Source organism: Hymenobacter sp. PAMC 26628, from assembly GCF_001562275.1.
GTDB lineage: Bacteria > Bacteroidota > Bacteroidia > Cytophagales > Hymenobacteraceae > Hymenobacter.
The window spans coordinates 937,514-952,376 of sequence record NZ_CP014304.1; the positions used below are offsets into that span (position 1 = coordinate 937,514).

General features: G+C 43.6%; 14 protein-coding genes. 13 read left to right on the forward strand and 1 reads right to left on the reverse strand.

Features of this window, described 5'->3' with window-relative positions:
- Positions 1-98 precede the first annotated feature (98 nt).
- The 11 genes from AXW84_RS23015 to AXW84_RS04465 all read left to right on the forward strand — a co-directional run bounded on the left by AXW84_RS23015 (position 99) and on the right by AXW84_RS04465 (position 11,232).
- Positions 99-779 (forward strand): glycosyltransferase, encoded by a 681-nt coding sequence (locus AXW84_RS23015; protein WP_071890973.1) that lies wholly within the window; start codon positions 99-101, stop codon positions 777-779.
- 142 nt (positions 780-921) lie between these two features.
- Complete coding sequence (locus tag AXW84_RS24485; protein WP_157886809.1) at positions 922-1,704, forward strand: hypothetical protein; 783 nt, start codon at positions 922-924, stop codon at positions 1,702-1,704.
- The gene (locus AXW84_RS24490) at positions 1,697-2,320 is read left to right on the forward strand and encodes a hypothetical protein (protein WP_157886810.1); all 624 of its coding nucleotides are present in this window, start codon (positions 1,697-1,699) and stop codon (positions 2,318-2,320) included. Before AXW84_RS24485 ends, AXW84_RS24490 begins: the two co-directional genes overlap by 8 nt.
- A 9-nt stretch (positions 2,321-2,329) precedes the next feature.
- Positions 2,330-3,568, forward strand: coding sequence for a protoporphyrinogen/coproporphyrinogen oxidase (locus AXW84_RS23020; protein WP_071890976.1), 1,239 nt, complete (start codon positions 2,330-2,332; stop codon positions 3,566-3,568).
- 108 nt (positions 3,569-3,676) lie between these two features.
- Positions 3,677-4,687, forward strand: coding sequence for a glycosyltransferase family 2 protein (locus AXW84_RS23025; protein WP_071890979.1), 1,011 nt, complete (start codon positions 3,677-3,679; stop codon positions 4,685-4,687).
- A complete protein-coding gene (locus tag AXW84_RS04440) occupies positions 4,684-5,622 on the forward strand; it encodes a glycosyltransferase family 2 protein (protein ID WP_068229254.1) in 939 nt (312 codons plus the stop codon). The genes AXW84_RS23025 and AXW84_RS04440 overlap by 4 nt, the downstream gene beginning before the upstream one ends.
- Before the next feature lie 121 nt (positions 5,623-5,743).
- Positions 5,744-6,847 carry a glycoside hydrolase family 99-like domain-containing protein gene (locus AXW84_RS04445; RefSeq protein WP_068229265.1) on the forward strand — a complete coding sequence of 368 codons (1,104 nt, stop codon included), beginning with the start codon at positions 5,744-5,746 and terminating at the stop codon, positions 6,845-6,847.
- Positions 6,840-7,943 carry a glycoside hydrolase family 99-like domain-containing protein gene (locus tag AXW84_RS04450; RefSeq protein ID WP_068229267.1) on the forward strand — a complete coding sequence of 368 codons (1,104 nt, stop codon included), beginning with the start codon at positions 6,840-6,842 and terminating at the stop codon, positions 7,941-7,943. The genes AXW84_RS04445 and AXW84_RS04450 overlap by 8 nt, the downstream gene beginning before the upstream one ends.
- A gap of 37 nt (positions 7,944-7,980) precedes the next feature.
- Entirely contained in the window at positions 7,981-8,862 is an 882-nt protein-coding gene (locus AXW84_RS04455; protein WP_068229270.1) for a glycosyltransferase, read from the forward strand.
- A 27-nt stretch (positions 8,863-8,889) separates the two neighbouring features.
- Complete coding sequence (locus tag AXW84_RS04460; protein WP_068229273.1) at positions 8,890-9,810, forward strand: glycosyltransferase family 8 protein; 921 nt, start codon at positions 8,890-8,892, stop codon at positions 9,808-9,810.
- Between the two features lie 429 nt (positions 9,811-10,239).
- Positions 10,240-11,232: a glycosyltransferase gene (locus AXW84_RS04465; protein WP_068229276.1), complete on the forward strand. Its 993-nt coding sequence runs from the start codon at positions 10,240-10,242 to the stop codon at positions 11,230-11,232.
- 361 nt (positions 11,233-11,593) lie between these two features.
- Here the strand turns inward: AXW84_RS04465 and AXW84_RS23030 are convergent, their stop codons facing one another.
- On the reverse strand, positions 11,594-12,742 hold the full coding sequence (locus tag AXW84_RS23030) for an acyltransferase family protein (protein WP_071890985.1): 1,149 nt from the start codon (positions 12,740-12,742) through the stop codon (positions 11,594-11,596).
- Between the two features lie 283 nt (positions 12,743-13,025).
- On the opposite strand from AXW84_RS23030, the gene AXW84_RS04470 reads away from it, so the two are divergent.
- Both AXW84_RS04470 and AXW84_RS04475 read left to right on the forward strand, forming a co-directional pair.
- The gene (locus AXW84_RS04470) at positions 13,026-14,084 is read left to right on the forward strand and encodes a glycosyltransferase (protein ID WP_157886811.1); all 1,059 of its coding nucleotides are present in this window, start codon (positions 13,026-13,028) and stop codon (positions 14,082-14,084) included.
- 86 nt (positions 14,085-14,170) lie between these two features.
- Entirely contained in the window at positions 14,171-14,848 is a 678-nt protein-coding gene (locus tag AXW84_RS04475; protein WP_071890988.1) for a DUF1919 domain-containing protein, read from the forward strand.
- Positions 14,849-14,863 lie beyond the last annotated feature (15 nt).

Here is a 14,863-nt window from a genome sequence, read left to right on the forward strand (position 1 = left end):
TTTCCATTGAACGTATTAAAGAATTTTATGCAATAAATAATATTTGGTGTGTTAATTCTGCAAGAATTGAACGTAACGCCTGGCGATTACAAATATTGATGTCTGATAAAATAATAGCGCTTGGTAATGAGTTCGTAAAAGAGACTTACAGAATGCAATCAACATCGTCTATTGATTGCATAAACATTTTCCATGATGGTTCAGAAGAAATTAATCTTCTTGATAAAGATTACACAAAATCAAAAAATAGTTTTTTATGGTGGGGGAGTGCTGGAGCAATACATAAAGGTCTAGATATTTTAATTGATATATTTAAAAGAAATAAAAATTTAAATCTTTACATATGTGGATATAATTGCGAAGCGCCCTTCGATGAATTTATGCTGGATGAAATAAAAAATTGTGAAAATATTCATAATGAAGGCTTTGTTAAAATAGGTTCAGATAGGTACTTCGAAATTTTAAATTTATGTATTGCGGTAATATCACCATCAATTTCTGAAGGAGGTGCTCCTGGTGTAGTAAATATTGCAAGTGCTGCGGGATTAATTCCTATTGTTACTCGTAACTGTGGTTTAAATGTTTTGAATCAAGAATTCATAATCAAAGAGGTAACAACTCAGGGTGTATGGGAATCAATAGATTTATTAATTTCTACTGATATTGAAGAGATAAAAGAAATAAGCAGGGAAACGAAATATTTTTTCAGAAAAAACCATAGTTATGCGTTATATAAAACAAATTTAAAAGAAATAATTACACGAGTCTTAGATAAATAAATTCATAGATCATGGTTTTTTTACGTTATTTACAAAAGCTATTCAATTTCTTAAAATGGTTTATTTTCTTAAAAAAGAATAAATTCGATAAAAATACTTGGTACTTTGTTTTGAATTATGGAATAGGTGATACGTATCTTGTTTGCTGTCTTTTGCCATATTTGTTAGAGAGAGGAGAGAATATATCTTTAATATTAAAAAAAATCATGCTTTCATTCCGCACTTATTTTCTGATAAAATAAAAATTATTTCAAATTTAAAAATACCAAAGCAATTATTAAATGAATTTGGTAGATATGGTAAGGGTACTCCAATTGCCTTGCATCCTTTAGATGTTAAAGATGTAAGCCTTGTGAATTTGATAGGCTACAATGGTATTACATTAATTGATGTGTATAAAATAATGTTGAATTTAGAACCGCAATATTTGCCTTTCAGTCCTGATTTTAGAAAATCGTATATTGATGAAGTAAAAAATATATTACGTGATATTAATTTGCTTGGTGAGGACGTTGTTTTATTATGCCCTCAAGCAAACTCTATAGATGTGTTAGAGGATGCTTTCTGGATAGATATTGCTGAAAAAATAGAGCTTGAGGGCTTTTCCCCTTTATTTATGAATGATAATTTAAAAGATGAAAGATTTCAAATGGTATCCTTTCCTTTAGAATATGCAAATGACTTTTGCAACTTGGTTGGCAAAGTGGTTTCTCTCCGCAGTGGTTTTTGTGATTTGATATCTAAATCTGACTCTCTTAAAATTATTTTATATCCTGATAGACAATGGTATTCTGGTGCATTGATTGAAGGTGCAAGTTTGAGAGAAATGCATTTAACAGAACATAATTTATTGGAATTATCACTTAAGGATGAAAATATTTCAGAAACCGTAATTTCCGCCTTAAAACATTCTCGCAATGAATAAATTTAACTATTTTGTTGGCTTAGCAAATTATGCTGATGCTCTCTTTAATTCTCTCCCAATAGAGTTAGAGCCAAAACCATTGAACTATTCATTGGGTATTTTGAAGCCCAGAATAGAGCAAATAAAAGATTCCGAAATAGATAAAATTACCTATTTACGTGACGATAATAAATTAGCTTTTCCTGGAAATAGTAATGATTGGCAAGGCCTAAATTCTATAGGCATGTTAATGGATAGATTTACGATACTATTAATAAGAGAATGGTCCTTAAAAAACAAGACCAACAAAAATTTAGAGAAGGCAAGAAAAATTCATGAAGAACAGACAATGGATATAATCCAGGCTATGGTCAACGCTGCCCCTGGATCATCTGCTATGAACTCTAAGATCACAAACATAAAAGGTGATGTACTAGTCAAAAATTGGGAAGAGGCATTTTATGGTTTACTAACAATTAATTTAATTCTATGGGAATCACAGGAGGTACTATATATAAAAGATATTGCTAGCCTTCCTTGCGAAGAGCTTAGAGATTATATTGCCTGGTTTTCAAAAGGGAATATAATAAGGAATGAGTATATCCAATTCTGTGAAGAATTCTTTTGGACTATTTAAATTCTTGTAATGAAAAAGCGTATAGCCATAATTGGAGCTGGAATATCTGGTATATCACTAGCTCGAATGTTAGAGGATAAGGCAGATGTGACTGTATTGGAGCAGCATGCGAAGATAGGTGGATTGATTGGCTGTGATAGAGTGGAGGATGTACTATATCACAGAGTTGGGGGTCACGTATTTAATTCAAAAAATCAAGACGTTCTCGACTGGTTTTGGAGTTTTTTCAATAAAGAGGATGAATTTATACAAGCTAATAGACTAGCAAAAGTCTACTTGAATAATGTTTTTATCGATTATCCTATTGAAGATCATGTTTTTCAACTTAATAACGCTGATGCAGAAAATATCATTGATGATTTAATAAATATCAAAAGCGTTACAAGTAATAATTTTGAAGACTTTTTAATTAATACTTTCGGAATAACTTTATATGAAATATATTTCAAACCGTATAATAAAAAAATATGGAACGTTGATTTAAAAGAAGTCCCATTAAATTGGCTTGAAGGTAAGTTGCCGATGCCTCGCCCGAAGGATATTATATATAATAATGTATTAAGGAAACAGGATAAATCAATGGTTCATTCTGTTTTTTATTATCCAAAGTATGGGGGGTCACAATTTATTATAGATAGATTATCAGAAGGAATTAAAATAATTAGTAATTATAAAATAACTAAAATTAGCACAGACAAGTTTACGGTGAAGATTGATGACTTCGATCCTTTTGATAAGGTTGTTTTTACCGGTGACATAAGAACTCTAAATAATTTATTACAGGATAAGCTGATTCTGGATCAATATGAGTCAGAGTTAGATAATTTAAAATCAAACGGTACGACAAACGTATTATGTTATTGTGACAAAACAGATTTGTCTTGGTTATACATACCAGAAGATAAATTTAGAGCTCATAGAATCATCTATACGGGTGGATTTTCTGAAACCAATAATGGCCCAAGTGGTAGAAGTACATGCACGGTTGAATTTTCGAATTTTGTTTCTATTGAAGATATACATGAGGAAATAAGGAAACTGCCTGGAAATATGGAGATTTTAGCGCATAATTATGAGCCAAATTCTTATGTTATCCAGGGTGAAAACACTAGGGATTTGATCAATAAAATTAAAGATTCTCTACGAAAACATAGCATATTCATATTGGGTAGGTTTGCGGAATGGGAATATAACAATATGGATAAATGCATAGAGTCCTCTATTAATTTGATTAATCAGTTAATATAGTTTTATATAATAGATGTGACAGAATTAAAATTAATATGGTTAATCTTGAATAAATTTCAAAATTTTCGTATTAATTGAGGTGGATAAAATTCCTGTTCGGGAAATTAAATGCAAAAAAACACGCCCAAAATATCTATTATAACCCCGAGTTATAATCAAGGTAATTATTTGCAAGAGACTATTCTTTCTGTCATTAACCAAAAATATTCTAGTTACGAATTAATCATTATAGATGGTGGAAGTACAGATAACACGATTGAGGTAATTAAAAAGTACGAGGAATATATTACCTATTGGGTTAGCGAGAAAGACCGGGGCCAAAGTCACGCAATACGCAAAGGTTTGGCTATTGCAACGGGCGATATAATAAACTGGATTAATAGTGACGATTTAGTAGCTCCTGGAGCATTTCATTGCATCGCCGCTGAATTCTATTTGGATAAGTACGATGTTATATGCGGCAATTGCGATTATTTTTTGAACAGCTTGAATCACCTGGATCTGCGTAATGAACGGATGGGATTAGGAACTACGGTTGGAAATACGTTGGTGGAACAAAAAATTAATCAACCGTCTACTTTTTTCAAAGCATCCGTATTGAAGGCATTGGGTGTGGATGAGCAGTATCACTACGCCATGGATTTAGAACTGTGGTTTCGCTATCTGTTGCAAGCCGGCCAGCAACGGGTGTTACTATCTGACAGTCTCTTTACTTATTTCCGGTTACACGAAACATCTAAGTCGGTTGCCCAGAGCTCCAGATTTGTTGGTGATATTGAGAAGGTATTTTATAACGTTCTGCACAGCCTTAATGCGCCTAGGGTACTTTTGGATTTTGCAAGGCTTAACATACCCAATGCCGACGCGTTTTCTCCTATCCGCTACCCAGTGGCCGTCAGCACCAAGGAAACGAGCTATTTTTTACTTCACATGGCATTGTTAGCCAAGCAGCATTACAGTGAAATAAAAAACGTAGTTGCCGCCCGTGAGAGCCTTTTGGTCGCCCAGCAAAATGGGCACCCAAAGGCGCCAAGCGTACTGCGGCAGTTAGCTAAATCCCTGATTCCGAATAAAGTGTTGAGCTGGCTTGCATCGCAACGCAATAAGCGAAAAATATGAAGCTGGTTAGTATCATCATACCGTGTTATAACTATGGCTGGCTTTTAGCTGAGACCCTTGATTCTGTATTGGCGCAAACGTACTCCAATTGGGAATGCATTGTGGTAGACGACGGCTCGGTCGATGCGACGAGAGCAGTTGCAGAAGAATACCTGCACCGCGATAAACGGTTTCGCTACGTGTACCAAGAAAACAAAGGGATTTCCAGCACTCGAAACCACGGAATTCGATTGGCCCAGGGCGAATACTACCAATTCCTGGATGCGGACGATTTGCTAGCTCCCCGTAAATTAGAGACGCAAGTAGCCATTTTGGAAGCTCAGCCCGCGGTAGATTTAGTCTACGGCGACGTGCGATATTTTCGCCACGGCAACCCTGACGCATTAAGTCGGTCGTTCAACATGGAGGACGAAGTGTGGATGTCGAAGCTGCAAGGTCAGGGTTTGGTATTGGTGAATCAGTTGGTGGTGCGAAACGAAATGGTAATGAACGCTCCTTTGCTTCGAGCGGAACTGGTAAGCCGGGTTGGACCTTTCTCGGAGCGAATGCACTGCATGGAAGATTGGGATTTTTGGATGCGTTGCGCTATTGCTGATGCTAATTTCCAATACGAAGACACACCTGATATGTGGTCGCTGGTGCGTATACATCCAACCAGCACCAGTCAAAACAACGACCGAATGGTTTCTTTCATGGGAGAGGTTCGGGAGCAGTTAGAAAAGTCTTTGCTGAAAATAAATGCAGTACAAGCACTGGCTATCAATAAGGCCGAGCTACGGGCAATCAGGGGCCGCAACGCAGTGTACAACGTAGAGCGGGGTAGCTTGGCGCTAGGGGCACGGCTGTTCTGGCAGTTGGCACGCGAGTCGGGCCGCTACGGCTATTATGTCCACGCGATGGCTTACCGCCTGCGCCAGCGCTGGCGCAAAGAATAAACCCATGTTGTGGTAGACCTGAACCGCAGTGTATAAAGGGAATACATGACAGTAACAGCTATGGGGCTTTTGGCGTAAAACAACGAAATTTTTAATTTAATAATATTGTTAATTAATTAATATGGGAAACTCTGCTTCCGCTGATGCAAAGGCTTCTGCAAACGGAGTCCGCGCCATTGCCATTTACCTGCCGCAGTTCCACCCCATACCCGAGAACGACGAGTGGTGGGGCAAGGGATTTACGGAATGGACCAACGTAACTAAAGCTGAGCAATTGTTTGCTGGCCACCAGCAGCCGCAGCTACCCGCTGACTTGGGCTTTTGTGATTTACGGGTAGCCGAAGTGCGCGAAGCTCAAGCCGCGTTGGCCAGGCAATATGGCATCTCCGGTTTTTGCTATTATCACTATTGGTTCAACGGCAAGCGTCTACTTAACCGTCCCATCGACGAAATTCTAGCTTCTAAGAAACCGGATTTTCCTTTCATGTTATTTTGGGCCAATGAAACCTGGAGCCGCCGGTGGCTAGGCGAAGAGAAAGAAGTATTAATAAAGCAGACATATAGCGGAGAAGACGACATAAACCACATCAACTGGCTTTATGATAATGCTTTCTCAGACGAGCGTTACATAAAAATCCACGGCCGCCCGGCCTTCGTGATTTATCGGGCCCATGATTTACCAGACTATAAAAAAACGCTTGCGCTATTCAGAGAGATAGCAAAGAGTAAGGATATGCCCGAAGCATTCATTATCGGTAGCAACTCTCATGGTAGTGATTTGACGGGTTTTGACCATATTTTAAATTTTGAACCTCAATTAGGGTTATTACCCGACGCATTTGACGACGGGCCTAATAAGGCAAAACAACAGCGTAATAAAAAATTGAATATTAAATCGGCAGAATTAAAAGTGTATGATTATGGAGAGGTCAAAAAGATAATGGCTGCTAGAAAATTTGATTATAAGTTTATGCCGTCTGTATTTGTGGGTTGGGATAATACTGCCCGGCGCGGTAAAAACGGTATTATTATGCACAACCAAAATCAGGCTGATTTCAAAGCGTCTTTGGTCCGCGCCAAAGAAATGGTGAAAGATTATCCGGATGATGAAAGGATAGTATTCATCAACGCTTGGAATGAGTGGGCCGAGGGAAACCATTTGGAGCCCTGCACCACTTATGGCCACTTGTTTCTAGAAACCGTTAAAGAAGTTTTTAATGACTAGGGCCTTAAGAGCAATTGCTATTTACTTGCCGCAGTTTCACCCAGTTCCCGAAAACGATGAGTGGTGGGGCAAAGGGTTTACAGAGTGGGCTAATGTAGCGAAGTCAAAATCCAGGTTTCCGGGTCATTACCAACCCCATTTGCCTGCTGACCTAGGCTTCTACGACCTGCGTCTGGCAGATACGCGGCAGCAGCAAGCGGAAATGGCGCGGCAATACGGCATCGAAGGGTTTTGCTACTACCACTATTGGTTCAACGGGCGACGCATTCTGGAGCGGCCATTTCAGGAGGTATTGGCATCGGGTAGTCCCGACTTTCCGTTTTGCCTGTGCTGGGCTAATGAGAACTGGACCCGGCGCTGGGACGGCCAGGATAAAGAAGTGTTGCTGAAGCAAGAGTACGGCGAGCAGGACGACCGAAACCACATGCGCGCTCTGGCCCCAGCTTTTGCCGACGCCAGATACATCCGCGTCGATGGCAAGCCGGTGTTTGTTGTGTACCGCACCGACCTGCTGCCCGATGTGCAGCGTACCGTGGCTACGTGGCGGGATGAAGCGCGGCAGTTAGGCATTGGTGAGCTGTACCTGATGCGCATGAACACTTGGGGCCCGCACCCCGACCCACAAACGTTGGGCTTCGACGCTGCCGTAGAGTTCCAACCTGACTGGCCAAATCTGCCCGAGCGGCAGTACGGCAGCCTGTTCAGTCGGGTATTGAACAAAGCTGGAGTAAAGCCTTCCGCTTACATCAACAACAAAATCGTTGATTACAGTGAAGTCACCCGAGCGATGATGGCCCGCGAAGTGCCGGGCTACAAGCTGTTTCCTAGCGTTACCCCGGCCTGGGATAACAGTGCCCGGCGCAAGGCAGGGGCGGATATTTTCGTCGATTCGACTCCCGCCAAGTACGAGGCCTGGCTGCGCCACATTGTGAAAAGATTCGTTCCGTACTCTCCCGAAGAAAACTTCATTTTCATAAATGCTTGGAATGAGTGGGCAGAAGGTAACCATTTGGAGCCTTGCCAGCGGTGGGGGCATCAGTATCTGGAGGCTACTGCTCGGGTGCTACTAGCTGCGAGCAAAGATGCTGAAGCATAATTCTCCGAATGCTTATTTAAAGGCTTAAAGCGTTTCAATGATTTCAGTAATAATTTGCTCGAGGGGCCCCGAACACAGAAAAGCAGTTACCGAGAGTATTGCATCAACAATAGGCGTGCCCTACGAGGTCGTCATTGTTGACAACAGTAGCAGTCAATACGGCATTTGCGCGGCATATAATGAGGGAGCAGCCCGGAGCAAATACGAGTTGTTGTGCTTCGCGCACGAAGATCTAGTATTTGATACTCTCGATTGGGGACATGTTGTGGCGCGGGTGCTGCGCGACGACTCGATTGGGGCCCTGGGCATTGCTGGGGGCAAGTGGTTGGCTAAAGTGCCCAGCAGTTGGTGGGGCTGCGGCCACAAATACCTAAGCATTAATTTGCATGACCGGGATAAGGTAGGTAGCTATGAAAAAAATACCTATTCTAATCCTGAGAGTAAATCTCTGGTGGACGTAGCCGCCGTGGACGGCTTGTGGATATGCACGCGGAAGGACGTTTGGCAAAAGCATCCTTTCGATGCGGAAACGTTTCCCGATTTTCATTTTTACGACGTGGATTTTTGTGCCAACGTGTATCCTAACTACCGGGTATGCGTCACATTTGAAGTGAATATTACGCACTTCTCGCAGGGGAATTTCAACAATTCTTGGTTCGTCAACGCCGACCGGTTCTACTGTAAATACGCTAAGTATTTGCCGCTCGGTGTGCCTACTATCAGCGCTGCCGAAGTGCGAACTCAGCGGTACGAAGTATGCAAGAGCTTTCTGCTAGAAATCATTAAGCGCAAGCAACCTGCGCGTTTGGGGTATAAGTACTTGGCCGCTTGTATTCAAATCGATCCGTTTAACCGCCACACACTTTGGCTGGCCCGACACTACGCTGGCTTTGCTTTACGGGCTTCCGTAGCTCGCTAGCTGTTTCAATTCTTAAACCGGGAGCCGATGGCCGTTACTGTTGCTGAGGAGACGCTGAACATTGCTGTCACTTTTGATCAAAACTATTTACCACCAGCGTATGCGTTGCTAACGTCGATCTTGGTCAATAATAGCGCGGTAAAAGTTGCCATTCACGCAATAGCTACCGGTTTGACCGTAGAGCAAACGGATGAGCTTACCCGGTACGTGCGCAAATACAAGGGGGAGATTAGTTTTTATGACCTAGGAAAGGACTTTGGTGCTGATTTCATTTTACCTAAGACGGCGTGGTGGACAACCTCGATCTATTACCGGCTACAATTTCCTTTACTGCTGCCGAAGAGTGTAAAAAAGTTTTTGTATTTAGACACTGACATTATCGTGTTGCGAAGCCTGAGCATGCTTTTCGGCACAGATATGACGAGCAGGCCCTTGGCCGCCGTGGTAGATAAGATCGGTGCACGCCCGGAACTAGGAATTTTCGAAGCGAGTAATTATTTCAACTCCGGAGTGCTTCTTATTAACAAGCAGGAATGGCTGGACCAGCACATTAGCAGCAAGGTCATCGATTTTATACGTGGCAACGCAGATAAATTGGTTTATCCCGACCAGGATGCGTTGAACGTAGTATTTCGTAATAATTGGGTAAGGCTAGCGAGTGGCTTCAACACAATGTTTGAAGATATTCCGCACGGGTTATCGAAGCAGAATTACACCAATTTTCTTCGAGATGTTGTTATTCTGCATTACACTACGCAGCATAAGCCTTGGGCAATGATTGGCCGAAATCCATTACGCTACATATACCACCGATACTTGGCCAAGGTGCCCAGGAAGTACCAAACGTATTATACTGATTTTGTTTGGGACCGACACAAAATTCGGGAAATGATTGGGATTCGTCTAACTGAAACATGGCCAAATATTTCGTTGTTTCGGAAAATATAAAACAGAAGTACGCGGTTGAAGTGCAGGTAGCCAGTGACGCATCCAAAAACGATGTTTCGGCGAGAGCCATGGCCTTACTGGATGCGCTACCCAAGCAATGCAATAAAAATTGAAGCTAGCCTACGCAGTTATCGTTGAAGATAACTTACATAAGATTCTCTTTTAGCTCTGATTTGAGTGTTGCAAAAGCCCATTTTGTAATCAGGGCTTGAGGGATTCGGTCTTATCCAAGGTACAGAGGAACCTTTTAATTCCGTACTGAGAGCCCACTAATAATATCATTAGTTTTTTGTTAGCATTTTACAAAAGTCCTTGTTATAACGAATGGATCCTACCGCCACTAGCCAACCCCTTTCCCGCGTGGGACGTGCCGCAGCCTGCGCGGCGGGAATTACTATTCTCATTTGTGGCTATAATAGCGCTTCCCGTTTGCCGGCCACGCTGCAGGCCTTGGCCGGGCTAGACCGGCCGACGGAATTTGCGGTGGAGCTTCTCGTTATCGACAACGCTTCGACTGACGCGACTGCGGCAGTTGCCGAGCGCACCCTAGCAGCGCTGAAGCCTTTTTTTTCGTACCAAGTGTTGTATGAGGTACGCCCGGGCAAAAGCCGTGCCCTGGAGTTGGGTTTTGCCAAAGCCCGCTACCGGTACGTGTGCATCGTAGATGACGATAACTTGCTTGCCCCCAGCTACTTAAATCTGGCCTGGGAAATAATGGAGGCAGACCCGGCCATTGGAGTGCTAGGCGGAGCGGGCGAGCCGCTGTGTGAAGTGATGCCACCAGCGTGGTTTCCGCAGTTTGCCATCGATTATGCGGCGGCCCCACAGGCCCCGTGCTCTGGCGACGTCACTCAGACGAATCGGTTTCTGTACGGGGCCGGAATGGTGCTTCGCAAGCCGGCCTGGGACAAAATGGTCAGTCAGGGCTTCGTGTCGCTGGTAACGGAGGTGCGCGGCAGCAAGCCCAGCGGCGAAGACAACGAGATGTGCTACGCGTTAATATTCGACGGCTACAAAATATGGTATGATGCGCGGCTACGCTTCCGGCACGTCATCTCGGCGCAACGACTAACGTGGCAATTTTTATGCAAAACTTACCGGGCTAACGCCACTTCGCACGTCGAGCTACGCCCTTGGGTTCATTTCTTGGAAGTAGGAGCTCAGCAGCCGTCCCGGGTACCACCGCTGATGTGGCTGCGCAACGGCATCTACATGCTGCGTTACATGTTCGCCTTTTTGGGGCGGGCGCTGCGTCGCGGCGAGTTAGGCAAGGAAGGCAGCGCCGATTCCATTCGGGTCTTCTACTACTGGCAGTCCTTCAAAGCGTGTATGCAGAAGGAATTGCAACGGGACCGCAGCTTTTATCAGGTACAGAAATTTATTGCGTGCCTGCACCACCCCTTAAGTAACAAATCCAAGTAGCCTACCACGGGGAGGCGCGCTGCACACCAATTTATCCTGCTGATTTCAAACTGCCTCCGATGGTAACTGTCGTTACCTAGAATTACCAGGTGCATGCAAATTGTTGACCATTAGCTTCGTTCTTGGTTTACCAGGTTCTGCGCTGCTCGGTATTATACCGCAAGGTTGACAAGCTTTTTGCAAAAAGCCTAAGCCTAATTAATAAGCATTTGCTCGGGTAGCGTTAGTGCAATTATGCACACACCTTTATAATTAACTAAAATAGATATATGGTATAGCTTCACCCAAGACGTGTGGATAGTTCTACGTTATAGCTTACCTGCTGTATCGCAAAATGAATGTGATTTTCGTTCATGTTTCATCATGTTTTAATTTTTTTCTGCTTTAAACTATATAACTTCTTGGTAGAGTGCATAGTATGTCTAGCGCGTAACATCGTAAGTAATACTTTGTGACTAGGTTTCTCTATCAAATGATAGGAAATAATTGCTGCTATAATCGTGGCAGAAAATATTAACAGTGCAATAGGCATTTTGTGTAAGTGGAAATAATTATTCGTCCATACAGTGTCAGGTAACTCAAGAGCAACCGTCTGCCATATATAGAAGCCATAGCTGATACGTCCTAAGTATACAATCGAATCCAACGTGAGCCACCGAAAAAATAAGCTGAGATTAGATTGAGTTAAGTGGCCTACAATTAAAATGATAACCGGCAGTACAAATCTGTTATGCCCTACATGGCCCAGCAGGCTAGGCCCAAATTTTATTAAGTACAGAAGCCCAGCAATGCTGGCCGTAGCGGCCATCCATGTTGGTACACGACATCCGTGCCGGAAAATAAGAATCGCAGTAATACAGCCGCATATAAATTCAGGAATTCTTGCCGGTGGAAAAAGGTAAAAGAAACCGTATAACATTTTATCAAATTGAATATTTCTAGCCATTGACGAATAGTATAAACCTGGTAGTGTGGCCAAAATAATCGCGCTTATAAGAATAATAAAAAGTATATTTTTGCGTCGAATTTGAAGTAGGACCGGAAGCAGAAAGGGAAATGATAAGTAAAAGAACATCTCGGCTGATAATGACCATGTTCCTCCAAGCCAGTTTAAAGTATATTTGGGAAACCAAGCATTAGTGAGAGTAAATTCTGAAAACGCAATAAGCAAAGTAGCTGAAGAGAATTTTCCTAAGAAAATTGAAATTATTAAGCTTGCTAGAATACCAATGAATAGTACAGGGTATATGCGTGCAAATCTTTTGAATAGAAAGGTGGAAAAATATGTATATCCTTTAAATACGGGTACATCGTAATCTTTCAAATGACTGTATGTTAATAATATTCCCGATAGAACAAAAAAAACGTTTACTCCCAAAGCACCTTCTTCCACTATATTTTTGGCATACCATGGTAACCAATTGAAAAAATGACGTTCGTGCAAATGGAATATGAAAACATATAATGCTGCTAAAAAGCGAAGGCCTGTCAACGCGCGTATTTCTTGCATTGTTGAGTTATTTATTACTTAGATTAAAATGATTAAATAGTTTAAATAATTGAGTAAATTTTGTATCCGAAATCCTTTAGAATATTTAAAGCCAATCCCTCTTCTTAAAAAGATAATAATACGGACTAATTTAATCTTGCTATTGCTGGTTTGATAAGTATTCTTATATAAGTGTTAAAAGTGCCGCAAAGCACTGCTGTTTAACAGTAATTTTGTGCAAATATGGCACCTATCACGGTACCGATTCATGGATAGAAGAACACGGCTACAACAATACAACACTATGAAAGGAGTAGCGGTACTCATCTGCACATACAACGGTGCCGCCCGGCTGCCGGAAACGCTGCGGCACCTAGCACAGCAGCGCGTGGCGGCGGGGATACGCTGGGAAGTAGTGCTCGTGAGCAACGCCAGCACCGACGACACGCTGGCCGTGGCTCCACGCCTGTGGGCCGCGCTGGGGGCCCCCGCCCCGCTGCGCGTGCTCGACGAGCCGCAGGCCGGCAAAGAACATGCCCTAGTGCGTGGATTTGCCGCCGCCGCCTACGAGTTTATGGCGGTGGTGGACGACGATAACTGGCTGGCACCCGGCTACGTACAGCGCGCGTACGAAGTGATGAGCGCCCATCCGGAAATTGGGATTCTGGGAGCCCATGGGCAAGGCGCTTTCGAGGTGCCGCCGCCGGTGTGGTTCGCGCAATTTGAGGCCGTGTACGCCGTGGGGCCCCAAAACGGTGGGCAGAATGGCCCACTGCCCGATAAGGCTGGCTACCTGTACGGGGCGGGCTCAGTGGTACGGCAAACGGGCTGGCGTAAGCTGTTGGCCTACGGGTTTGCTTTCACGACGTCGGCTAAGCGAGGTGAGGTGCTATCGGGGGCTGAAGACATTGAGTTAGGGGATGCTCTGCGGCTGGCTGGCTACAAGCTCTGGTACGATGATGAACTGCGTTTCCAGCACTTTATGTATAAGGAGCGCCTAACGTGGGAGTACTTGCTGCGAATGGCCCGTAGTACAGCTTCGTCGCAGCTCACGAGCGTGGTGTATTACTTCATCTTTCGGCATCCCAATCTCACCGAAACACGTTTTCGGCAGCTGTACGCTAAGCGAATTTTGTGGCTAAGCACGCAAGTTGCCAAAAAGCCGGGGGCCTTGGTTACTGCATTGTCACGGCCAAACGATGAGCATTCAACCCGAAATTTTGAAACGCTGCGCTTGCTTTACAACCTGAAAACTTCGGTGACCCAGCGTACTGCGGCGGTGCAAGTATTTCGACAGGTGAGGGCTTTACAGCAGCGACTAGCTGATTTGGAGCGAGCTACCAAAAGCACAACATCAACCTAAACCAGTGTTTCGTAGAACATCCGGGGCTTAATCGCTACTTCTAAGTGAGCGGGTGTTGGAATGGATAAGGTAATAACCAGCAGGCTATGAGCTATTTTCTAGATAAACGCCGCCAAAAACTGGGCCGAATACTGGACCGTCGCCGTTTGAAGAACAAGGACTTTACCTTGTTTTCCAATGACTGCTGGGGAGCAGAGGTGTATAAACACTTGGGGCTGCCTTTTAATACTCCTTTTATTGGTTTGATGCTATCGGCTCCGTGCTACCTGAAGCTATTGTCCAAACCCCAGTATTATCTGGCGCAACCCTTGGCGTTTCAGGCTCAATCACTTTACCAAAACATAAATGAGTTGCAGGAGCGCTGGGCACATCGTTTTCCAATCGCACTGCTGGGCGGTGACGTTGAGATTCAATTTCTGCACTACCACTCGGAGGAAGAGGCCCGGGCGAAGTGGACGCGGCGGGTTCAGCGCATAAATTGGGACAATATCTTCATCAAATTCGACGGCAGCAAGGATTATGCTACACCGGAGCTAGTGAAGACATTTGATGCCTTGCCGATGCCGAGGCTGACCTTGCTAAGCGAACCCCAAGCGGACATTTCGTCGGCTGTGGTAGTACCACGCTACACTATTGATGGCATGCAACAGTTTGAGCGAGTTTTACCGCATTTTGATTTAGTTGGCTGGTTGAATGGCGGAAGCATATATGCTACAACGGGGGTGCAGGTGTACAACAAGCTCTTATTTCCGGTAATCGGCTAGCAATTCACTGAGAAG